The following is a 21,657-nucleotide window of genomic DNA, read 5'->3' on the forward strand; positions in this document are numbered from 1 at the left end:
CCACGCCCTTTCGATATTTTTCGAAATATCAAGGGTAAAATTATATCGGCGTAAAATTACTGCTGAATTAAAGTGAAATTAAAACAGGGTTAAAAAATCAGGTGATAACGGTCGGCTCGTCCCTTTTTAAGGTCTCCTTTATCCTGGCGATCCCGTCCGCTGCGGAGACAAGACCTCGAAGGGCGTCTTTCGGTTCTTGGATGTGCAGGTCAGGCACTTTCTCGTATCTCTCAAGATATATCCTGAGCGTGGCTCCGCTGGTTCCTGTGCCAGAGAGTCTGAAGACGATCCTTGCCCCACCCTTGAGCATGATTCTTATGCCCTGGCCTGTAATCAGGCCGCCTTCTACCGGGTCTTCGTAGCTGAACTCATCCGCCGCCTCTATCTCATAGCCGTTGAAGACCTTGTTCTTAAGCCCTGGAAGGGCGTTTCTGAGTCGTTCGATTAGAAGCCTAGCGGTATCCTGGTCGAGGTCTTCATAATCGTGCCTCTGATAGAAATTTCTGCCGAACCGCCTCCAGTGCCCTTGTACGACCTCTGCCACACCTTTATTTCTTGTTGCAAGGATATTGAGCCAAAAGAGGACCGCCCAGAGTCCGTCTTTTTCCCTGATGTGGATTGATCCGGTACCGAAGCTCTCTTCCCCGCAGAGCGTGACGAGATCGGCGTCTAAAAGATTGCCGAAGTACTTCCAGCCTGTGGGTGTCTCATAGCATGGGATGTGTAGGGTCTCGGCCACCCTGTCAACCGCCGCGCTTGTAGGCATGGACCTGGCCACCCCCTTAAGGCCGTCTTTATAGCCAGGTACGGTGTCTGCGTTTGCGGCAAGGACGGCAAGGCTGTCACTGGGGGTCACAAAGATGCCTTTACCAAGGATCATATTTCTGTCGCCGTCACCATCTGATGCGGCGCCGAGGTCAGGTGCCCCAGGGGAAAACATGAGATCCACAAGCCCCTTGGCATATGTGAGGTTCGGATCAGGGTGTCTGCCTCCAAAATCTGGGAGCGGCGTCCCGTTTATAACTGTGCCAGAAGGTGCGCCGAGACGTCTCTCGAATATCTCTTCTGCATAGGGGCCAGTTACGGCGTTCATGGCGTCGAAACGCATCGAGAAGCCAGATCTCAAAAGTCCATTTATGCGCTCAAAGTCAAAGAGTCCCTCCATTAAGGCGGCGTAATCGCTGACAGGGTCAAATATCTCGATCTCGGTCTGATGAAGGCGGGACTTGCCGACTTTCCCTATGTCTATCTCGCCGCAACCTTCGATGATTTTGTATTCCGTAATCTCAAGGCTTCGCCTGAAGATCGCTTCTGTCACGGCTTCAGGGGCAGGGCCGCCGTTTTGTATGTTGAACTTGACCCCGAAGTCACCTTCCGGTCCGCCAGGGTTGTGGCTTGCCGAGAGGATGATTCCGCCTGAAAGCCCGTATTTTCTTATCACGCATGAGGCTGCAGGAGTCGAAAGGATGCCGCCCTTGCCCACGAGCACCTTTCCTATGCCGTTTGCCGCCGCCATTTTTAAAATTGTCTGGATGGCCTCGTTGTTGTAATAACGCCCGTCGCCGCCTAGCACTATCGCCCGCTTTTCTTTCATGCAGTCAAAGATGGACTGGATGAAGTTTTCAAGATAGCCTGGCGTCTTGAATACGCTGGTCTTTTTCCGCAGCCCGGATGTTCCTGGTTTCTGGTCTTTAAACGGAGCGGTTTTTATGGCTTTTACCTGCATTAACGTTATGTTATCCTTAAAAATTATGACATTTTTCAATCCTAACAAACTATATTGCAAATGTAAATCCGTGGCGGCCTCTGATATGCCGCTCTGGCAGGGAAACATCGTAATCTTTTTGAGTATGTTTCTCATGGTCGTTACATACTTCTTTTCCCAAGCTGCCGGGGCGCAGAAGACCTTTCTGGACGATGCAAAGAGTCATGCGAGATTGGTTGCCGATGTGGTCAGGCTCCATGCAAAAGGTGCTATACTTGCAAAGGGTGTAACAGATGAGATATTGAAGATATTCCTTGGCAATGCAGACAGGTTTATTGAATATCTGGATGTAGTTAAGCCTTTTTCATCGGAAGAGCTCTCCGCCTTTGCTAGAGAATCAGGTCTTGCCGGCATAAAGATCATACGTCAGGACGGTTCGATGACTGAAGGGCCCCCAGGGTGGACAAAGACAAGGGCCATCGGCTGCGGGGAAACACCCGTTCTGGCCTATGACCAGATCCTTCATCTCCTTTTTTATGCCGCACGGATTGGAGAATCAAGACGTTGCGTAATAACTGGCGTGAAAACAGAGCGTATAAAAAGACTTATGGAAGAGATAGGCCTCTCAAGTGTGTTGAAAGACATAGAAGGTCTCCAGGGTATACGCTATGTGAAGATCAAGGGGGTGGGGTCGATCGACGCCATATCAGATGAGGGCGCGATTTCGGCACCGCCGAGCGTATCTATTGTAAATATGAAGGATGGGCCGGTTGCAGAGGTGAAGATGGGGCTCGGCAAGGCGGCCGTGCTCGTTGTAGGCGTGGATGCTTCACCCCTCAATGATTTAAAGCGCAGGCTCTGGCGGGATTTTGCCGTTTTTTCCGTGACGCTCGCCCTGACCTGCGGATTTCTCTCATGGCTGCTCTACAAATGGCAGATGAAATATATCTCAAAGGTCAAGGATTATGAAAAAAATCTGTCCATCCAGAGAGAGGAGGCGGCCCTCGGCAGGGCTGCTGCATCCATCGCCCATGAGATCAGAAACCCGTTAAACGCCATGGGCATAGGGCTTCAGAGGTTGAAAATCGAGACAGGATGTCTGACTGAAGAGCATAAAAGGCTTTTGGATATGGTTTTGAATGCGCTCAAGCGCATGAACGGGATAGTTACCGGGCTGCTTAGGTACTCGAAGCCGCCTGTACCGAGATTAAGACGGGTGAGGCTTTCGATAGTTGTCGACGATGTGCTTGCTTTGTACAGAGACCGTATCGATGAATCGGACATCAAGGTGAATACATACTACAATATACCAGGCGAAATCGATGCAGATCCCGAACTCCTTTGGCAAGTATTGGAAAACCTGATTAAAAATGCGATCGAGGCCCAGAAACAAGGCGGATTTATCGATATCTCTATAGATTCAGAAGGCGTATCCATCGTGCTCCGGATAAGAAATGCAGGGGATATACCGGACCGGGATGACCTTGTGCGTATATTCGAGCCGTATTTTACAACTAAGACCAGGGGGACGGGGCTTGGTCTCGCCATATCAAATCGTATAGTAGCAGCCCATGGCGGTAAGATGTATGCCGATATCAGGCAAGAGGGCGTGATCGAATTGATCGTATATCTGCCAGCTTGTAGCGGAAAGGACGTAACAGCGTTATGAAAATAATGATTGTAGATGACGAACCGGAGCAGATTGAGCTGCTGTCTGGTTTTCTCAAAAACCAAGGCCATGATGTCATCACCGCTCAAAACGGCGAAGAGGCCCTGGTGGTTTTTAAAAAGACACCCGTGCAGCTGGTGTTCCTTGACCACAGGATGCCTGGAATGACGGGTGATGAGGTCCTTAAAAGGCTCAAGGTGATAAACCCATTGGTTCATGCCATTATTATAACCGCATATGGCGCTGTCGACACAGCGGTCAGGGCGATGAAGCTGGGGGCCGATGATTTTCTGGAAAAGCCAGTGGACCTGACAGATCTCATTCAAAAGATACAGGAGATTGATGAAAGGGTGTCTGTGGAGGAAGATATCAAGACGGTCAGAGATTTTATGGATGATGGCTACCTTCCAGATGGGATAATTGCGAACTCCCTTACGATGAAAGAGGTCGTCTCCATCGCCTATAAGATAGCGCGAACCCCTTGGGCGGTTCTCATAAGCGGTGAGACTGGTACCGGCAAGGAGGTTATGGCCAGACTCATACACGGCTTGAGTGACAGAAAGGGCAGGCCTTTTATAGAGATAAATTGTGCGGCGATACCTGAAAATCTCTTTGAAAGCGAGCTGTTCGGACATGAAAGAGGGGCATTTACCGGCGCTGTTTCATTAAAGCGGGGTAAATTTGAGCTTGCGAGAGGCGGGACGCTCTTTCTTGATGAGATAGGCGAGATGCCACTTGCCCTTCAACCAAAACTTTTGAGGGTCCTGCAGGAGGGACGTATAACACGTGTAGGTTCTGAAAAAGACGCTGTAATAGACGTGCGTGTCCTAGCTGCAACCAACCGGGACTTGAAGGGAATGTCAAAGATTGGCCAATTCAGGGAAGACCTTTACTATAGACTTAATGTCTTTGAGATAGAGATGCCGCCTCTTCGTCAGAGAAAAGAAGACATCCCGTTGCTCATCGATTTTTTTGTCAGGAGATATGCGCAGAGACCCATTGATTTCTCTCCAGACGCCCTTGATGTGTTGATGAAATATCCATATCCAGGCAATGTTCGGGAGCTTGAGCACATCATCCAAAGGACGGTTACCCTTCTAAGGGGCAAGGTGATAAGGCCATCTGATCTGCCTGATGAGATAAGGGCATATCAGGGCGAGGATATAGGCATATTAAACGCAAGGCTTGATGCCGTTGAGCGACGCATGATCATCTCTGCGCTTGAACAGAACGGTTGGAACCAGACCAAAGCGGCTGCACAACTCGGGATCAGCGAGAGGGTGATCAGATATAAGATCCAGAAACACGGGATAATCAGGCCAAGATAGGCCCTAAGTCCATGGTCTTAGTTTTTCAATTCGTCGCCGTCCATTCGGATATGTATTCTTCAAGCTCTACGTGCGACGAAAGGACCTTATCGGCTTGTGAGAGGTACTCCATTGAAAGTGTGGTTGTGATGGCTACACAGTGGAGGGATGCAGCCTTTGCCGCCGCAATCCCTGCCGGTGCGTTTTCCACCACAAGGCAGGCCTGTTTATGGATGCCGAGGCCTGACACGGCTGCAAGATATGGGTCAGGAAAGGGTTTGCGCCTATTGATGCTGTCGCCAGTTACGATATGGTCAATACGTCCCAGGATTTCCTTCGGCAGGATGTTTTCGACAATCTCTTTGTGGGAGCTCGTAACAAGCGCTATTCGAATACCCTTAGATGAAAGCGTCTTAACCAAGCCTGGTGCCTCCGGATATGGACGCACCATATGTCTGTAATGTGTATTGAATATCTCCATTTGGCGCCTGAAAAGCCCCTTGAAACCCTCTTCATCCATGCGGAGTCCATTTTTTTCAAATATATCTATGGCCGTTTTAGGTTCTATGGCACCCTCATGGAGATATATGACTTCTTCAGGTACGGAAACGCCGCACTCGGCCAAGGCGTCTTGCCAAGCCCTTACATGAAATGACATACTGTCAAGTATTACGCCGTCCATATCAAACAAGACTGACTTTTTCATCTTCCTACTATCTTTGAATATAGATTTTGTTAATCTGTCCCATCATCCGCCCCTTTCGGGGAGAGATAATGTATGAGCCTCCCTTCAAAGGTCTTGAACACGGCCATATTATCATCAATCGAGACAATATGCGAGGGCATAATCCTGGCCTTTCCTCCTCCGTCTGGCAGGTCGACTACATAATCAGGCATGGCTAGTCCGCCAAGTTTGCCATATAGATCGTCCATTATCTCTATACCTCTTCGAATATCTGTTCTGAAATGGTCGGTGCCTGATACGGCGTCGCAGTGAAAGAGATAATATGGCCTTATCATATGCCTCTGAAGGGCACTGCAGAGGGTCTTAATAGTCTGGGCGGAGTCGTTTATTCCCCTAAGGAGCACCGTATGATTTGAGACCGGGATGCCGGCCGTAAGGATCCTCTCACAGGCTGAAACAGCCTCTTCGGTCAGTTCGCGCGGGTGATTGAAGTGGGTATTGATCCAAACAGGCCTGTGTCTTGAAATGACATCGATGAGCCTGTTGGTGATTCGCATTGGAAGCACGGCTGGTATGCGGGTACCTATCCTTATGACCTCGACGTGAGTAAATTTCCTTATCTTTCCAAGGAGTTCATCAAGGAAATCCGTGCTTACCAGGAGAGGATCGCCTCCCGAGATGATAACCTCCCTTATCCTGGAATCCGTTTTGATGTAGGAAAGGATGCGGCAAAGGGCCTTTTCCCCGATGATCCTTTCGCCATGTCCTGCCCACAGGCGCTTTCTGTTGCAGTGTCGGCAGTACATGGCGCACATGTTCGTAAGGAGGATGAGTGCCCTGTCAGGATATCTGTGTATGAGACCAGAGACAGGCATGTAGCGTTGCTCTGCGAGCGGATCTTCGTTAGAGCCTGGGAGCCTGAACGTTATCTCTTTTGGATCCGGCAGACACTGTTTTTTTATTGGATCCGCAGGATCGGAAAAATCGATCAGTGAAAGGTAATACGGCGTTACAGCGTATCTGTAGGTGGAGATGAGATTACCGTAAAGAGGGAGATCATCAGCCCTGAGACCAAGGAGTGTCGTTAATCTGTCAAGATCCCTTATACGATTTGCAATCTGCCACCGCCAATCAAACCAATCCTTCTCGGTTGCGTCTGGCCACATGTCTTTGATCCGGCGGCCGTACGCCGTGATTCTATAGGTGTCATCCATCAGATCGATGAGGCGTTAGGATCTTTCAAACGGATTTTTGACGAGTATGGTCTCTTCCCTTGATGGGCCGACAGATACCAACATTGTAGGTATGCCTGCTATCTCTTCGATGGTTTTTATGTAGTCAAGCGCGGCCTTCGGCATGTCATCAAGGGATCTTGCGCCTTTTAGTTCTTCATGCCAACCCTTGCAGCCTTGATAGACCGGCGTAGCCGCCTCTATCTCGTTTATGTTCACAGGCATGGCAAGGCGCCTATGCCCATTGACTTCATATGAGGTACATATCTTGATCGGGTCTATACCGCTCAAGACATCGAGTTTTGTAATCGCCAAATAATCCAGTCCGTTCAGTCGTACGGCATCCTGCAGGACTACGCCGTCCAGCCAACCGCAGCGCCGTCTTCTGCCTGTGGTGGCACCGAACTCCACACCTTTTTTCTGCAGCCTTGCCCCTATGTCGTCGTTAAGCTCGGTAGGAAATGGTCCTGCGCCCACCCTTGTGGTATAGGCCTTGCAGACACCCACCACAGCGTCAATCTTGCTCGGTCCTATGCCTGTTCCTGTGCAGGCGCTGCCGGCGATCGTGTTTGAGGATGTGACAAACGGATACGTACCATGGTCTATGTCGAGCTGTGCACCCTGTGCGCCTTCGAAAAGGATGTTTTTCCCCGCCTTCCTTGCCTCGTCGACAACAATAGATATATTATCCATAAAACTGACGAGCCTCTCGGCATATCCCATATATTCGTTGTAAATAGCTCCTGCATCAAGCGGACTTGCTTTCAGGAATTCTGTTAGGATAAAGTTTTTCTCCCTTATGTTTTCTTCGAGTTTTTCTCTGAAGACATTGCTGTCTACAAGATCGGCCATTCTTATACCGCAGCGTGATGCCTTGTCTTCGTAGCACGGGCCAATTCCCCTTCCTGTGGTACCTATTTTCTTGCCGTGAGATTTTGAAGCCTCTTTTGCATAGTCGAGCGCCCTATGGTAAGGCATAATAATATGGGCATTTTGGCTAATTCTGAGCCTTTTGGTCGATATATCCATGCCCTTGTCCTTCAGCCTTTCGAGTTCTTCAATAAGGACAGCCGGGTCCAAGACCACACCATTTCCAATGAGGCAAAGCTTGTCTTCATAGAGTATACCTGATGGGATCAGATGAAATATAAACTTTTCTCCGCCGACCACCAGTGTATGCCCTGCATTGTTACCGCCTTGAAACCTTACTATTACATCCGCGTGGCCGGTAAGTATATCTACGATCTTGCCTTTACCTTCGTCACCCCATTGGGTCCCGACAACTACAACTGATGACATTTGACACCCCTCCGCTTTACTTTTCAGGCTTGTCAGGATACTTAAACTATATGGAAAAGTCAAATTCAAATACTTCAAATACAGAATACAACAGCCCGCTTTTTCTGGTCGATGCAAGTTCGTATCTTTATAGGGCTTACTTTGCCATATCGAGGCCTTTTGTCACAAGCAAAGGTCTTCCTACAAAGGCTGCATACGGGGTGACGAGTATGATATGGAAGGTGCTCCGTGAAAAGGATCCGGAGTTTATAGCCGTGATCTGGGATGCGAAAGGACCGACCTTTAGGCATAACCTCTACAAGGGTTATAAGGCAAATCGCCCTACTATGCCGGATGACCTTGCCCTTCAGGTGCCCTATGTGAGGAATATTGTTGAGGCCTTGGGATTGAAGCAGGTAGAGATGGCCGGTTACGAGGCGGATGATATCATCGCAACTATAGCAAGGGGTGTCAAAGATAGGCCGGTGTTGATAGTCTCCGGCGATAAAGACCTGCTTCAGCTTATAAACGGACATGTAACTATGTGGAACCCGATGAAGGATGAGGTCATGGACCTAGATGCGGTAAGGGAAAAATTTGGTATCGAACCGCGCAGGCTCCTTGATGTCATGGCGCTTTCAGGCGACGCCTCCGATAATATCCCAGGGGTACCTGGCATAGGGCCGAAGACGGCCCTGAAACTGATCCAGAGCTACGGCTCGTTAGATGGGCTTCTGACGCACCTTGAAGGGCTTCCAAACGGCAGACTCAGGGAGAACCTCTTGGCCAACAAAGACAATATACCTCTATGGCTGAAATTGGTAAGTCTTTATGATGATGTGAACGTGCCATTGGCTGTTGAAGTGTACCGAAGGATGCCGCCTGATCAAGAAAAATTGAGGGAGCTATTTCAACAGCTTGAATTTACGAGCTTTTTAAAGGAATCAGCCCCTGGCGGCAAGAGATTGTATGTCTCATCTCATATCCAGGATGAATCTAAAGAGCCCGTTTTTGGTGTATATGAACTCGTTCGATCTAAAGAGTCGCTTTATAGGTGGGTGGATATGATAAAGAGGGTGGGGCGTTTCACAATCGACACGGAGACCACCCATGAGTCCCCAATGTTGGCGGAGCTTGTAGGTATATCCATATGCGTCGACCCACCGAAGGCGGCATATATACCCATAGGCCACAAGACAGGCGAGCCTCAGGCCGACCTGAAGTCCGTGGCCGAGGTTTTAGGGTCTGTAATCTCAGACGCTAATATAAAGAAGGTCGGCCAGAACATCAAATATGACCTAATAGTCCTCGAAAACCAGGGTCTGAGGCTCGCCGGCATAGAAGGCGACACTATGCTTGCCTCATACCTCATCGACCCTTCCATGCGTCGGCACAATCTGGGCGAGATATCCCTTGAGCTTCTTGGCCATAAGATGACTTCATTTAAAGAGGTGACTGCATCTCAAAAAAAGACCAAGAATTTTGCCTTGGTGCCCGTCGAGATTGCCAGGGATTATTCATGTGAAGACGCACATGTAACCGCCCTTGCCAGTGAGATACTGTGGAAAAGGCTCAAGGAGGCCGATCTATGGGGCCTTTTTACGACCCTTGAGGTTCCGCTAATAAGGGTGCTTGCCGATATGGAACGGTCAGGGGTACTCGTGGATAAGGATGGACTTGACAGGCTCTCTTTTGAGTTTGAACAAAGGATAGAGATTGTTGAACAGGAGATATATGCCCTTGCTGGGGGTCCATTTAATATAAATTCTACGAAACAGCTCTCTGAACTCTTGTTCGAGCGGCTGGACCTCCCTCAGCTCAAAAAGACACGAAAAAAGACGGGCTATTCAACGGATGTCGAGGTCTTGACCGAGCTTGCAAACCATCATGAGCTGCCTCAGAAGATACTCATCTACCGCAATCTCGTAAAACTTAAATCAACATATGTGGATGGGCTTAAAAAGGTGATAAATCCTAAGACCGGGAGGGTGCATACATCCTTCAATCAGACAGTGACCGCCACCGGGCGGCTCTCTTCAAGCGACCCGAACCTCCAGAACATCCCTGTGCGGACGGAAGAAGGCAGAAGGATAAGGGCGGTCTTTATTGCAAAGCCAGGCCATCTGCTCTTGTCCGCGGACTATTCCCAGATTGATCTGAGGGTCCTTGCCCATTATTGCCGTGACGACGCGCTGATCCATGCCTTTAAAAAGGATGAGGACATCCATACCCGCACGGCCGCGGAGGTCTATGACATCATGCCTGAATTTGTAACGCCTGAGATGAGGCGCGTGGCAAAGACCGTAAATTTCGGGATCATCTATGGGATGAGTGCTTATGGTCTTGCCAGGGGTCTTGGCATTGAGAGGAGACAGGCCCAGGAATTCATAGACAGATATTTCAAGCGCTATCCAGGCGTCAAGAGATATATGGAAGATATTGTAAAGGAGGCGAGAGAAAAGGGATATGTAACTACCCTTCTTGGCAGGAGGAGATATATATATGACATCAACAATTCAAACCGCGCGACAAGAGAGGCTGCTGAAAGGATCGCGATCAACACCCCTATCCAGGGCACGGCCGCGGACATCATCAAGCTTGCCATGCTTAAGGTCCATGAAATGCTTGGGGCGAACGGATCTAGGGCGAAGATGCTCCTGCAGGTCCATGATGAGCTGGTGCTGGAGGTCCCTGAGGATGAGATTGAAGAGATATCGAGGTCTGTGAAGGAAATAATGGAAGGCGTCATTGATCTCAGCGTGCCGCTCAAGGTCAGCATGGGAGCCGGCAAAAATTGGGCCGAGGTATGAGTGGGTTTGGGTTGAAAATAGGACTGGAATTCAAAACCAAGCAGCATCAGCCAGGGCCTTTGCAACAACAGGGATTGAATAATATCTTTCAACCTTTTTTCTGGCATTGAGTCCCAATTCCTTTCTCAATTTATCATTCATGGCGAGCGACTTAAGGGCGTCATAAAATCCATTGATCTCCGAGACGACTAGGCCTTCTTTGCCGTTTTCGACTATCTCGCCGTTGACCCCGACGTCAGAGACGACCGGCGGGACAGAGGCCGCCATGTACTGCAGGGCCTTGTAGCCGCATTTGCCTTCGGAATGCCTTGTCTTTGGAAGGGGCATGACGCCGATGTCAAAGTAGGATATCTCCATGTCCTGCGTCTCCAGCCGCCATGGGATGAAACGGACGTCAACCCCTGGGATCTCCAGGCCTTTACTGCACAATATCCTGATCTCCATTCTAATCTCCCTCGAAAGTCTTTGAAATGTTTCAGAGAGCAGCTTCAGATGGGTAAGGTTTATTTCTCCTCCAACCCATCCTATAACGACCTTGTCATTGCGGCCGTTGTAGTCTTTTTGTGGGATGCCCCTCGTTTCGACGGCTGAAGGGATGATTTTGACACATGGATTGAATTCTCTCGCTGCATCGGCAAGTATCCTGTTTCCTGCAATAACTATGTCTGCATTTTTAACGGCATATTTGAACTTGATTTGACGCGATACGCTGTCTAGGGTCTCGTTTTTGTCATGGCGCAGGTAAATAGCGTCATCAAAGTCAAAAACAAGCCGTCTGGAACACCTCTTAAGGAGATATGATTCAGCAGGGGATGGAAGCTTTTTCTGTAAAAAGACCGTGTCGTAGCCTTTGCACATCTTAAAGAGCCTCAGCTTTTCCAAAAGCCCTTTAGGATATCTGATAACATCCCCTGTTACGCCATGCTTTTTAAGCTCTGGAAGCAGGTTTAAAACCCTTACTCTGCTGCTTGGCATCGCATGATCTTGTATAAGAAAGAGGATATTCATATTTATGCCCTATTTAAACGCTATTAATACGCATTCTTCACCTGAGCCTGGATCAGAGACATGAAAGAATTTTGCCTTTATCTGAAAGATTATCGCCATGATATATCTCTTCAGTTTCGTCATTGGTCCTGTTTTGTGTTGCTGGATATCCAGACTTCCCAGTGCAAAAGATTCAGCCCTGTCAGGCGTTGTCCAGGTTTTAAATCTGTCGAAGCCCGCATTTTCAGCCAATTTCTTCAGCGTATTTGTCGAAAAGATGTATAAATGTCTTGGCGGCTCAAGGCCTCGCCATGCGGATTTGAAATATCTGTGCCCAAAGCTGTTGATATTCGGTGTAGCAAGTACGAGAGCACCGCCTTTTTTTAATATCCTGAGACATTCTTTTAAAAGGGACATTGGGTCATGCAGGTGTTCGATGACATGGTTCATTATGATTGCATCAAATGCGCCATCAGGATAGGAAAGATCGCGAAGTCCGCCCAGACTAACCTCAAGCCCAGGGTGTTTTCTCAGGCACGTACTGACAGCCACTGGGTCGATCTCCTGGCCCTCGACACCCCAGCCCAGCCGCCTTATCTTGATCAGTCTGTCACCATTTCCACACCCGATCTCAAGCAATCTCCCAGGCTTTATATCGTCAAGATACATTACATCTATCCTTTTGCGCCCTTTCTTAATCAATGCAGCCTGTTTTATGATTGAATAAAAAAACTTGATGCATTTCCTGACAAGATATTGGGATACGCCTTCCCTGCTGTCTTTATCCCCTTTGAGATCATGTGTATAGTATTTTGCATAGACCTTTCCTATCACCTTTTCTGTTGGCCTTGGGTCAAGCCATACAAGGCCGCAATCAGGATTTTTGCATATCTTCAGATCCCATTCGCCATTCGCGCCATAGAGTAAATCTTTTAAGCGATGGTGCAGAACAGACCCCTCGCTCCCGCAGAGGTAACATGCAGATAAAGATTCCAAGGGGATATCAGTACCCGCCATCGCCTGTCTCATTGTTTCTCATAAAGCCTAGAGCGAGTCCAAGACACGGCCAGACAAATATATTGTAACGTATTGAAAAAAACGAAAGTGAGATAAAGGCCGTGAGCATTGGCCCCAATGCCATGCCGATCAAAAAGGCGCCCTGCCTCTTTTTCAGACAAGGGAAAATATAGCCTTTAAGTATGCGATAGAGAAAATAGCCAAAAATCATAACGGCAAATATCCCGCACTCAATGGTTATTTCTAAAAAGAAATTATGCGGTATGGTAAACATGCCGTCTGATAGTCCAGGATTTGCAGGAAAGACCCTGGACGAACGAAGGCCATGGCCTAAAAAAAGGGAGTTCATCATAATCGGGATTGAGTGTCGCCAATAATAAAATCTTGGATTGTTGCCAAAGGCCTCTATCACCCTCTCTGATATGAGATGCCCAGTCAAGATGAGCCCGGCCATGAGTGAAGCGCCGATGATCAGAAGCGAACGTTGGCCGAGGTCGCGTGAAATAGAACTGAAAAGGGGCAGGAGCATGACAGTGGCAGCTATCCATGCAGAGCGTGTGCCTGAAAGGATGATCCCTGTAATGCACAATAGAAAAGAGAGCGTGCCGAAGCCGGATATGATGAGTGAATGTGCTTGCGTAAACTCAAGACAGTCTTTAATGTCTCTGCGATCCATAAGAAAAAGGCTTGCAGGGGCCATACCTGACAGCAAAAAGGCGAGGTGTATAGGGTTGTCAAAAATAGCAGTGATCCTGCCGTCCCAAAAAGGTCTTACCCCCAGAAAGTCCATGCCTGATATCCCTTGGACAATCGAGTCCAGCCCCAGAAAGGCCCCTATGGCGGCAAGGAAGACGAGATATCTGTAAAAAAAGTCCTTTTTAGATGTTAATTCATATACGATAAGACAAAGGATGATCCCGCATACAAAAGACTTGCCGTAACGCCATGTTAGATCAGGGCCTATCGTTATAAACGAAGGGGTTATGATAAGCGGCAGCCATCCGAATACAGGTTCTTTTTTTAAAAGTGTGGGTGGTCTGCCTCTGATTATGCACAGGAGTATATATGAGATAGGAATCAATACTAAAAAAATGAAACTTTCACCTCGAATGTCAAAAATAAAGCCTAATAGGACCAAAAAGGAAGATAAATAGAGAATTATAACTAGAGATTGTTCAAGCAATGTGCGGTAAGGGCTGAATCTGGTCCATAGATGAGTCATGATTGATTGTTTTGCCCCCTTATTTCCATCGGCAGAATCGATTTTTGTTGGATCCAAACGGAATATAATTGCAAAAGGGTTATTTTGCACCATTATGATATGATATCAGCCCTTTCATCTACCTAGGCTTTGATATTATATTGCTGCAGATGAAGTTCATGAATTGGAAAGGTGCACGGATTATCATTGGGAAGGGGCCTTCCGGAATGGATATGCTAGATGGATATCCTTCGTGGAATGCCTTTATAAAGGATGGGGCCATCAAGGTCGTAAAAAAGAGCAGGGGCACCTCTGTTTACATTTGGCAAGGCAGCGGACGTTCGTTTGTTCTCAAATACTACAAGACCCTGCCGTTTCCGATCTGGTGGCCCTGGCTTCATGGGCGTCCAAGGAGGGTCTGGCCCATAGGAACGATGCTTGAAGAAGCTGGTATCCCAGTCCCAGCCCATATCGCCCTTGTCCGTCCTTCAATTGGTGTAACTGTTATTGTTCTCGAATACATCATGGATGCCGTTACCCTCCATGCCTTTGTTGCGGCGAAAAGGGCCGGCGAGGTACACTTTGCTTCCCTCGGCAGGCTTGTCGGACGTCTTCATAGATCAGGGGTGGTTCACGGTGATCTTAAGTGGTCGAATATTATGGTGAATGGCCCAGATATCCCGGAGGGTGCACCATATTTTCATCTGGTCGATCTTGATGGTGCGTTTTGGTTTAAATGTAGCGACACGGAGGCGATGGCCAGGGATGTGGCCAGATTCCTGTGCGATGGTATAAAGGAGCGGGTCGAAACCAGCCTTTTAAGGGCGTTCAGGCATGGATATCATGAGCTGTGGCCTGTTGATCCTAACTTTGAAATGGAGGTAGATAAACGCCTTAAGGGACTTCTTAAAAGAAAGATGATACCTTCGACCGCATCATATCCACAGAATCTTTATGTCTGATCAACTTCAGATAGGTGGGCTTCGTCGTTGTTTGGCGTCTGTCTTGAAGTGAGATTGAGATAAAGCCCGTTATATAGGGGTGATCGCTCCAAGAGTTCACTGTGTGTCCCTCTAGCTGCGATCCTTCCCTTATCAAGCACTATGATTTCGTCGGCATTCTGGATGGTACTCAGGCGGTGTGCGACGACAATGGTTGTGCGTCCTTTCATAACAATCGCTAGGGCCTTTTGGATGGCCTGTTCGGATGCCGTATCGAGGGCGCTGGTGGCCTCGTCCAGGATAAGGAGAGGCGGATTTTTCAGGATAGCCCTTGCGAGCGCTATCCGCTGTCTTTGACCCCCGGAAAGATTGAGACCCCTTTCGTCGAGAACGGCGTTATATCCTTGGGGCAAGGTCATGATAAAATCATGTGCATTGGCGAGTCTTGCCGCCTGTTCTATATCTTCTTCGGTTGCATCAGGTCTTCCGGCCGCTATGTTTTCCCTGATCGTGTCGCTGAAGAGTATGATGTCCTGGCTTACTATGGCAATGTTTCTTCTGAGTTCGATTAGATTCAAACGCTCCAGATCTACCCCATCCCAAAGGATCACCCCTTTGGTGGGCGTGATGAATCTTGGTATGAGGTCGATTATTGTGCTCTTGCCGGCCCCGCTTGGCCCTACTATCGCTATCACCTTACCCTTTGGTATCTCAAGGTTTATGTCATGGAGTATCTTTAAGTCGCTTCCTGGATATGTAAAACAGACGGATTTGAATTCTATCCCCTTATGGAGCCCGCATACCGGCAGCCCTTCAACCGGTTCGGGCGAAAAGTCCATGAACTGGTCAACCCTTTCCATTACCCCGATGGTCTCCTGAAAGATGTTGTATGCCCCACCTATTTTTTTAAGGGGGTTCAATGCAATGGTTATGGCGGCAAGGATGGAGAAAAAGTCGCCTGATGTCATCTTGCCTTTAGCGACCAGCAGGCCTCCATAACCGAGTATTATGGCTATTGATACCCCTGAGAGCACCCCGATCAGGTACTGGGTGGCTTCTTTGAGCATGATGACCTTTGCGTTCTGGCGATATGATATCTGGTTTTCCCTTTTAAACTGGGCTATTTTCATCTTTTCCATGCCGAATATCTTTATCACCTTGATGCCCATCACCATCTCATTCATTCTGTGCGTGAGTATGGCCATATACTGTTGAACGATTTTCCGTTTCTTCCTCACGAACCAGCTCAGTGTCTTTGTCCCATATGCTATAAAGGGGAACAGCGCAAAGCTTAAAAGCGCAAGATCCCATTGCCTGTAGATTGCGATGCCCGCAAGGACTATCACCTTCGGGACCTCCACTAGAAACGTGCGGAAGCTCTCGGACAAGATACCGCTCATGAGGCTTACGTCGTTCATCTGCCTTGAAACCATATCACCTGAGGAAGATTTGGTGACAACAGACAGCGGCAGGCTGATCAGGTTTTGAAAAAAGCGGTCTCTGAGGTCTCTGACCATGCGGAAGCCGGCTGTGCGCATGAGGTATGACTGGGCGAAGTCAGCCGCCCCTCTCAATGCATATAGAATTACGATGCCCACCGGCAGATAGAATATATATTTATACTGATGCTCTACAAATATGCGGTCCATAACTGGTTTCACGAGCCAGGCTATGGCGCCGTCGAACGCAGAGACCAACAAGCCGAATATGATGGCGGCGATCACCCTTGGCGCATATGGTTTTATCAAATGCCGTAGTTTTCGCCAGACGGATGTAGAGACGTATTTGTCAGATCCTTCGAGTCTTTGATTAATGGCGCACCTTCACTTGAATGATATTAAAGCAGAAATGAAAATACACCAAACAATGGCCGGTGTCACCCGGGCCTTGCCGTCCGTCCAGGCCGATGTAATTTATAAAAAATAAACAAGGTTTTCTGCTGATGAAATCTCGAAATGTTTCAGGCAATGACTCTTAAAAAGACAGGCATATATCTGCTGGGTTGTATGTCTTTTTTGCTTATATATCCTTTTTCTTCCTTGGCCGGGTGGGCAGAGGGCCGAGTAGTGTCGGTAGATGACAGCACAGGTAGGTTTGTAATGGATGTAACACAGGGGCGCATGAGGGGAGAGTGTCTGGGCGGACGGCTTGTATTCCTAGCGGGTGGCTGCGGATTGCCCGAAGGGTTCGCGTCTGGTGTATCGGCCAAGGTCTGGATAAGGGGAAATAAAAAAGAAGAAGATATTATATTTATTGTAAATAAAATCACAGTATCTGATCCGGGCGCAACTCAGTTAGGCCAGGATTCTACGGGGGTGCGTTTGAGGCTTATGGGCCCATGTCGTCGCGGCGCAAGGCCTCATGGCAGGCGTGGAGGCGGCACAGATGGCGGCGTCGGATGCAGGGGGGTCAATCGGCGCTAGCTGTGTACGGATAACACCCCGCTGACTAATTTCGTCTGATCTGAGGTTTGCAGAGAGATGTCCTGCTCCGAGATTTTCGTATGGATGGGCAGGCCTGAAAGATCAGTTCAATTCTGAATAGGGGAGGAGACGGGGAGTGTGCCTTTCTTTTTGAATCTGTAGGTTAGATTTGAAAAACCGAAGACCTCGTATTTTACCTTGCCCTCAATGACAAAATCCATATCGCTACCGTTTTGGACCTTGTTCAGCACCCTTATGATGTCCAGATAGTTGCTTGAAAGACGCATATCCACTTGGCCAGTTTCAAATGCGCCAATCCTTATCCTTTTGATTGATTCTCCCCTTGAAACCCTGATGCCGCCTATTGCAAGTTCATAATCCACTTCTTTTATCGTTATAGTGGCATCATTTGGATTGTAGACCTTGAGGCCTGCAATAAGTTCTGCATTTGTGAGGGTAAGGTCTGTAACCTTGATGCTCGCCAGATTTATCTCCGGAGCAGATGGCCTGATGACGGCGCAGGAGGCAAGAAGCACCATGGAAAGAAGGGTAAGGACGAATAATAAGGGTCTTGCAGGGGCCTTTTGATTGATAGCGCTATTCAAGGGTTATGGCCGCTACAGGGCATATGTTGGCCGCTTCTTCGCAGTTGCAGGTGTCACACTTGTCAGGCCCGATCACCCACGACTTTTCGTCTCTTAATTCAAAGACCTCGGGACATACCTCAACGCAAGAACCGCATCCTATACAAAGGGCATAATCAACAACTGGTGTCGGCATAACATCTCCTTTTTGCAAAAAAATGAATAAACAAACTGACTCTCCTGATAATTTCAATTTTAACAAAGAGAGATATTGATGTCCATGGCTAAATATGATCTTGTCTTATCTCTGAGTTGCTGTGTAAAATGCCGTGATGGATAAATCTCCACATACACTGGTTCTTGGCGGGGCAAAGAGCGGCAAAAGCGCCTATGCCCTTGCGCTCGGAGAGGATTATATAAAAAAAAGCGCCATGCCAGGGGCAAAGGGTCTATTTATTGCCACGGCCCAGGCCCTCGACGACGAAATGGCTGCAAAGATCAAGGCCCACAAGGCCACACGCGGATCTGAGTGGGAGACGCTAGAAGAGCCCATAAATATCTCCGCTGCAATAATTGATGCTCAAGAGACATACCCTGTCATTGTGGTTGATTGTCTGACCCTTTGGCTCTCTAATCTCATGGGGTTATCTATTGCAAACGTAAAACAAAGGGTAGATGACCTTGTTGATGCCCTTATGCTCGTCAAGACCCCTGTGGTCATGGTATCTAACGAGCTGGGGCTTGGCCTTGCGCCGGAGTCGGCTTTGGCAAGGCGTTTTAGAGATGAGGCCGGGGGGCTTCATCAAGCGCTTTTGAAGGTATGCACCAATGTCTTTTTCCTGGTAGCCGGTCTCCCGCTTAAATTAAAATGAATAGAAGGGTGATGAAAATGGAAGATAGATTTAGAGAGCTTGTTGATTCCATAGTGCCTGTTGATTACAATATTGAGCCCAGGATTCAAGCCCATCTTGATGACCTTACAAAACCCAAGGGGAGTCTCGGGCGTCTTGAGGAGCTTGCAAAGACGTACTGTCTTATCCGCCGTGAGCTGAAACCAACGCTGCCGAAAAAAGAGATATTCGTGTTCGCTGCCGATCATGGGGTTACGGAAGAAGGCGTAAGCGCCTTTCCAAAAGAGGTCACATTCCAGATGGTCTACAATTTCTTATCTGGCGGGGCGGGGATAAATGTCCTCGCAAGACATGTAGGGGCATCGGTAAGGGTGGTTGACATAGGCGTGGACTACGACTTTGCCGGGGTTGACGGCCTGATACGAAGAAAGGTCATGCATGGAAGTAGAAACATGGCCAGGATATCTGCCATGGAGAGGACCGCGGCTATAGAGGCCGTAATGGTTGGGGCGGATCTTGCCAGAGAGGCCGCAGCCGCTGGGGTCACGCTCCTTGCCACCGGTGAGATGGGAATAGGCAATACCACCCCTGCAAGCGCCGTCACAGCGGTTTTTTGTGACATGCACCCAAAGGACGTGACAGGCCGAGGGACTGGGATCGGAGATGACGCCTTGAGGCACAAGATCTCAGTGATTGAACGGGCGCTTTACCTTCACAGACCTGATCCGTCTGACCCGATAGGGGTCCTGGCCAAGGTAGGTGGTCTTGAGATAGCAGGCATATGCGGTTTTGTCCTTGGTGCGGCATCCGTAGGTGTGCCGGTTGTGACAGACGGCTTTATATCAACAGCAGGGGCCTTAGCGGCATATGCCATGCAGCCGTTGGTCAGGGACTATCTTTTTGCCTCGCATCAGTCTGTTGAGAAAGGGCACAGTGTCCAGCTTGAATGTATAGGGCTTAGGCCAGTGCTAGATCTTGATTTGAGGCTTGGCGAGGGGACAGGTGCAGCCCTTGCTATGGGCCTTATTGAGGCCGGGCTTAAGATTTACCTTGAGATGGCCACCTTTTCAGATGCCAAGGTGTCAATCGGAAACGATGCGCCTGTCTAGAGGACCGCTATAGATTTTCGATCGGTCCCGACGTGGTGCTTGCATAGGCCGAGTGGTTGTGGATGGATTCGAAGTTTTCGGCCTCTACAGAAAACCATGTGACTCCTGGCAGGGCCTTGATGCCCTCGCAAGCGCACCTCACTACATCTTCAACGAACATGGGTCGATCAAAGGCCCTTTCTGTAACAAATTTTTCATCCGGTCTCTTCAGTACCGAATAGATGTCAGACGAGGCGGACATTTCAACCACCGAGATTATGTCTTCAAGCCATAAAAATCTGTCAAACCTTACTCGGACCCGTACCTCACCCCTCTGATTGTGCGCACCGTAGTCCGATATCTCCTTTGAGCACGGACATACCGTAGTCACCGGCACGCGGACGGCAAGGACCATGTCAAGCCTGTCCGTCATAGTGCCGTGCATACCGCAGCCATATTCCATGAGCCCTCTGGTTTTTGTAACAGGTGCGGTCTTTTCGATAAAATACGGAAAATCCACCTCAAGGTGTGCCTCTCTGGCCTCAAGCCGTTTCTTCATCTCCAGGAGTATGTCTTCAAATGTGCGGATATTTATCTCGCGGCGGTATTTATTCAATATCTCGACAAAGCGGCTCATATGGGTCCCTTTGAACTGGTGGGGCAAGTCCACATACATGTTTATACTGGCGACCGTATGTTGTACACCGTTGGCCTTGTCAAGGACAATGATTGGGTAGCGTATGTTTTTGATTCCAACCCGTTGGAGTGGGATATTCCTGTCATCAGACATGCCCTGGACGTCGACAAGGCGCGGACATGGATGGTTTTTCATGTATATCCTCCTGAGAGTCTCTTGATTATCTCAGTTGCAGAGGCCTTAAGTCCTTGCTTTGCCTCATAGATGGGTATGGATGCGCGCTCTGCGGCGGCCACTTCTTCAGAGGCGTGAAAGATCCCTATCGGGTCCATGCCAAGGTGTTCTTTGATATATGAAAGGTCAGCCTGGTTTTTTATGTTATTGGCTATTACAGCAAGGTGTCTGATGTTGATATCATGCGCCAAGGCCTTTATCTTTATTGCGGTCTCAAGGCTTCCAAGGTAGGGTTGTACAACGACCAGGAGGTGATCCACAGCCTTTATGGTGCCGCGGCCCAGGTGTTCGACCCCTGCCTCCATGTCCAGGACTATGTCTTCATCAGGGCCTAGAAGGAGCATGTTTAAAAGCGCCCTTAATACAGCATTGTCCGAGCAGGCGCACCCGCCGCCGCCCTCCCTGATGGCACCGAGTACCATGAGTTTTATGTTTCCTTCTTTGAGCATGAAGCGTTCGGGAAGATCGTTTACTTTGGGGTTAAGCCGGTAAAAAGGACCGTCTCTCTCCGAGCGTTCTTGCAACAGCTCGCGCATTTCGGCAATTGGCGTGACTGCATTCGCGCCCTTAAATCCAAGCACCCTTGCAAGGTGCGGGCTTGGATCGGCGTCTATCGCCAGCACCTCTCTTCCCATTTCTGCAAGGGCCTTTATAATAAAGGCGCTTACTGTGGTCTTTCCTACCCCGCCCTTGCCGCTTATGGCTATTTTCATCAGGATTCTCCAGATATTAGTTTATGTCAATTATTGTCTGGTTTTTATCAAAACCCGAAAACCTGCCAATAATTAATTTAAAAATCTAAATTGGCATGATTTAATTGTCATTATATTTTTTAAATAAAAGGAACATCTAATCTGTCATTCCCGCGAAGGTTGGAATCTATCTTCATATGTCCCCCTGATAAAAGGGAAGGCTTCAATTTGATCCCCATCAATGAGGGGAAATAGAGGAAATAGAGGGATGAGAAACATGATTTTCAAAGTTTTATTAAACAAAAGGAACCGCAGG

General features: G+C 48.6%; 19 protein-coding genes. 7 read left to right on the forward strand and 12 right to left on the reverse strand.

The window, feature by feature from the left end; translation table 11 throughout:
- Window positions 1-97: 97 nt before the first annotated feature.
- Window positions 98-1,726: an alpha-D-glucose phosphate-specific phosphoglucomutase gene (locus tag LGS26_RS06400; RefSeq protein ID WP_237888050.1), complete on the reverse strand. Its 1,629-nt coding sequence runs from the start codon at window positions 1,724-1,726 to the stop codon at window positions 98-100.
- An 85-nt stretch (window positions 1,727-1,811) separates the two neighbouring features.
- Here LGS26_RS06400 and LGS26_RS06405 point away from each other — a divergent pair, with 85 nt between their 5' ends.
- Window positions 1,812-3,374 (forward strand): sensor histidine kinase, encoded by a 1,563-nt coding sequence (locus LGS26_RS06405; protein ID WP_237888052.1) that lies wholly within the window; start codon window positions 1,812-1,814, stop codon window positions 3,372-3,374.
- On the forward strand, window positions 3,371-4,702 hold the full coding sequence (locus LGS26_RS06410; RefSeq protein WP_237888054.1) for a sigma-54-dependent transcriptional regulator: 1,332 nt from the start codon (window positions 3,371-3,373) through the stop codon (window positions 4,700-4,702). The genes LGS26_RS06405 and LGS26_RS06410 overlap by 4 nt, the downstream gene beginning before the upstream one ends.
- A gap of 25 nt (window positions 4,703-4,727) precedes the next feature.
- On the opposite strand, the gene LGS26_RS06415 is transcribed toward LGS26_RS06410, so the two are convergent.
- From LGS26_RS06415 to LGS26_RS06425, 3 genes are read right to left on the reverse strand one after another with little or no spacing between them, the layout of a single operon-like run.
- Window positions 4,728-5,387, reverse strand: coding sequence for an HAD family hydrolase (locus LGS26_RS06415; RefSeq protein ID WP_237888056.1), 660 nt, complete (start codon window positions 5,385-5,387; stop codon window positions 4,728-4,730).
- Between the two features lie 29 nt (window positions 5,388-5,416).
- A complete protein-coding gene (locus tag LGS26_RS06420; RefSeq protein WP_237888058.1) occupies window positions 5,417-6,580 on the reverse strand; it encodes a KamA family radical SAM protein in 1,164 nt (387 codons plus the stop codon).
- A gap of 15 nt (window positions 6,581-6,595) precedes the next feature.
- The gene (locus LGS26_RS06425; RefSeq protein WP_237888060.1) at window positions 6,596-7,897 is read right to left on the reverse strand and encodes an adenylosuccinate synthase; all 1,302 of its coding nucleotides are present in this window, start codon (window positions 7,895-7,897) and stop codon (window positions 6,596-6,598) included.
- Between the two features lie 50 nt (window positions 7,898-7,947).
- Between LGS26_RS06425 and polA the strand changes: the two genes are divergently transcribed.
- Window positions 7,948-10,686 (forward strand): DNA polymerase I, encoded by a 2,739-nt coding sequence (polA, locus tag LGS26_RS06430; RefSeq protein WP_237888061.1) that lies wholly within the window; start codon window positions 7,948-7,950, stop codon window positions 10,684-10,686.
- 30 nt (window positions 10,687-10,716) lie between these two features.
- Here the strand turns inward: polA and LGS26_RS06435 are convergent, their stop codons facing one another.
- From LGS26_RS06435 to LGS26_RS06445, 3 genes are read right to left on the reverse strand one after another with little or no spacing between them, the layout of a single operon-like run.
- Entirely contained in the window at window positions 10,717-11,661 is a 945-nt protein-coding gene (locus LGS26_RS06435; protein WP_237888063.1) for a glycosyltransferase family 4 protein, read from the reverse strand.
- Between the two features lie 42 nt (window positions 11,662-11,703).
- Window positions 11,704-12,690 (reverse strand): class I SAM-dependent methyltransferase, encoded by a 987-nt coding sequence (locus LGS26_RS06440; protein ID WP_237888065.1) that lies wholly within the window; start codon window positions 12,688-12,690, stop codon window positions 11,704-11,706.
- Window positions 12,677-13,912, reverse strand: coding sequence for an O-antigen ligase family protein (locus tag LGS26_RS06445; protein ID WP_237888067.1), 1,236 nt, complete (start codon window positions 13,910-13,912; stop codon window positions 12,677-12,679). Before LGS26_RS06445 ends, LGS26_RS06440 begins: the two co-directional genes overlap by 14 nt.
- A 206-nt stretch (window positions 13,913-14,118) precedes the next feature.
- Here LGS26_RS06445 and LGS26_RS06450 point away from each other — a divergent pair, with 206 nt between their 5' ends.
- On the forward strand, window positions 14,119-14,853 hold the full coding sequence (locus LGS26_RS06450; protein WP_237888069.1) for a lipopolysaccharide kinase InaA family protein: 735 nt from the start codon (window positions 14,119-14,121) through the stop codon (window positions 14,851-14,853).
- On the opposite strand, the gene LGS26_RS06455 is transcribed toward LGS26_RS06450, so the two are convergent.
- The gene (locus tag LGS26_RS06455; RefSeq protein WP_237888071.1) at window positions 14,844-16,580 is read right to left on the reverse strand and encodes an ABC transporter ATP-binding protein; all 1,737 of its coding nucleotides are present in this window, start codon (window positions 16,578-16,580) and stop codon (window positions 14,844-14,846) included. The two genes, LGS26_RS06450 and LGS26_RS06455, sit on opposite strands and share 10 nt — an antisense overlap.
- Before the next feature lie 318 nt (window positions 16,581-16,898).
- On the opposite strand from LGS26_RS06455, the gene LGS26_RS06460 reads away from it, so the two are divergent.
- On the forward strand, window positions 16,899-17,255 hold the full coding sequence (locus tag LGS26_RS06460) for a hypothetical protein (protein WP_237888073.1): 357 nt from the start codon (window positions 16,899-16,901) through the stop codon (window positions 17,253-17,255).
- 107 nt (window positions 17,256-17,362) lie between these two features.
- Here the strand turns inward: LGS26_RS06460 and LGS26_RS06465 are convergent, their stop codons facing one another.
- Together LGS26_RS06465 and LGS26_RS06470 are read right to left on the reverse strand one after the other, a co-directional pair.
- Window positions 17,363-17,860 carry an LEA type 2 family protein gene (locus LGS26_RS06465; RefSeq protein WP_237888075.1) on the reverse strand — a complete coding sequence of 166 codons (498 nt, stop codon included), beginning with the start codon at window positions 17,858-17,860 and terminating at the stop codon, window positions 17,363-17,365.
- Entirely contained in the window at window positions 17,853-18,035 is a 183-nt protein-coding gene (locus LGS26_RS06470) for a ferredoxin (RefSeq protein ID WP_237888077.1), read from the reverse strand. The genes LGS26_RS06465 and LGS26_RS06470 overlap by 8 nt, the downstream gene beginning before the upstream one ends.
- 136 nt (window positions 18,036-18,171) lie before the next feature.
- Between LGS26_RS06470 and cobU the strand changes: the two genes are divergently transcribed.
- Window positions 18,172-18,711: a bifunctional adenosylcobinamide kinase/adenosylcobinamide-phosphate guanylyltransferase gene (gene cobU / locus LGS26_RS06475; RefSeq protein WP_237888079.1), complete on the forward strand. Its 540-nt coding sequence runs from the start codon at window positions 18,172-18,174 to the stop codon at window positions 18,709-18,711.
- A 17-nt stretch (window positions 18,712-18,728) separates the two neighbouring features.
- Window positions 18,729-19,799 (forward strand): nicotinate-nucleotide--dimethylbenzimidazole phosphoribosyltransferase, encoded by a 1,071-nt coding sequence (cobT, locus tag LGS26_RS06480; protein ID WP_237888081.1) that lies wholly within the window; start codon window positions 18,729-18,731, stop codon window positions 19,797-19,799.
- A 7-nt stretch (window positions 19,800-19,806) separates the two neighbouring features.
- Here the strand turns inward: cobT and folE2 are convergent, their stop codons facing one another.
- Both folE2 and LGS26_RS06490 read right to left on the reverse strand, forming a co-directional pair.
- The gene (gene folE2 / locus LGS26_RS06485) at window positions 19,807-20,610 is read right to left on the reverse strand and encodes a GTP cyclohydrolase FolE2 (protein ID WP_237888083.1); all 804 of its coding nucleotides are present in this window, start codon (window positions 20,608-20,610) and stop codon (window positions 19,807-19,809) included.
- A complete protein-coding gene (locus LGS26_RS06490; protein ID WP_237888084.1) occupies window positions 20,607-21,362 on the reverse strand; it encodes an ATP-binding protein in 756 nt (251 codons plus the stop codon). The genes folE2 and LGS26_RS06490 overlap by 4 nt, the downstream gene beginning before the upstream one ends.
- Window positions 21,363-21,657: the final 295 nt, after the last annotated feature.

Source organism: Dissulfurimicrobium hydrothermale, from assembly GCF_022026155.1.
GTDB classification, from domain to species: domain Bacteria; phylum Desulfobacterota; class Dissulfuribacteria; order Dissulfuribacterales; family Sh68; genus Dissulfurimicrobium; species Dissulfurimicrobium hydrothermale.

Excerpts from the sequence above, each read along its gene's own strand:
- LGS26_RS06435 (WP_237888063.1), bottom strand. The coding sequence starts at position 11,661 with ATGCCAAGCAGCAGAGTAAGGGTTTTAAACCTGCTTCCAGAGCTTAAA.
- LGS26_RS06425 (WP_237888060.1), bottom strand. The coding sequence starts at position 7,897 with ATGTCATCAGTTGTAGTTGTCGGGACCCAATGGGGTGACGAAGGTAAA.
- cobT (WP_237888081.1), top strand. The coding sequence starts at position 18,729 with ATGGAAGATAGATTTAGAGAGCTTGTTGATTCCATAGTGCCTGTTGAT.
- LGS26_RS06400 (WP_237888050.1), bottom strand. The coding sequence starts at position 1,726 with ATGCAGGTAAAAGCCATAAAAACCGCTCCGTTTAAAGACCAGAAACCA.
- LGS26_RS06415 (WP_237888056.1), bottom strand. The coding sequence starts at position 5,387 with ATGAAAAAGTCAGTCTTGTTTGATATGGACGGCGTAATACTTGACAGT.
- LGS26_RS06490 (WP_237888084.1), bottom strand. The coding sequence starts at position 21,362 with ATGAAAATAGCCATAAGCGGCAAGGGCGGGGTAGGAAAGACCACAGTA.
- LGS26_RS06420 (WP_237888058.1), bottom strand. The coding sequence starts at position 6,580 with ATGGATGACACCTATAGAATCACGGCGTACGGCCGCCGGATCAAAGAC.
- cobU (WP_237888079.1), top strand. The coding sequence starts at position 18,172 with ATGGATAAATCTCCACATACACTGGTTCTTGGCGGGGCAAAGAGCGGC.
- LGS26_RS06445 (WP_237888067.1), bottom strand. The coding sequence starts at position 13,912 with ATGACTCATCTATGGACCAGATTCAGCCCTTACCGCACATTGCTTGAA.
- folE2 (WP_237888083.1), bottom strand. The coding sequence starts at position 20,610 with ATGAAAAACCATCCATGTCCGCGCCTTGTCGACGTCCAGGGCATGTCT.
- LGS26_RS06405 (WP_237888052.1), top strand. The coding sequence starts at position 1,812 with ATGCCGCTCTGGCAGGGAAACATCGTAATCTTTTTGAGTATGTTTCTC.
- LGS26_RS06470 (WP_237888077.1), bottom strand. The coding sequence starts at position 18,035 with ATGCCGACACCAGTTGTTGATTATGCCCTTTGTATAGGATGCGGTTCT.
- polA (WP_237888061.1), top strand. The coding sequence starts at position 7,948 with ATGGAAAAGTCAAATTCAAATACTTCAAATACAGAATACAACAGCCCG.
- LGS26_RS06450 (WP_237888069.1), top strand. The coding sequence starts at position 14,119 with ATGGATATGCTAGATGGATATCCTTCGTGGAATGCCTTTATAAAGGAT.
- LGS26_RS06410 (WP_237888054.1), top strand. The coding sequence starts at position 3,371 with ATGAAAATAATGATTGTAGATGACGAACCGGAGCAGATTGAGCTGCTG.
- LGS26_RS06440 (WP_237888065.1), bottom strand. The coding sequence starts at position 12,690 with ATGGCGGGTACTGATATCCCCTTGGAATCTTTATCTGCATGTTACCTC.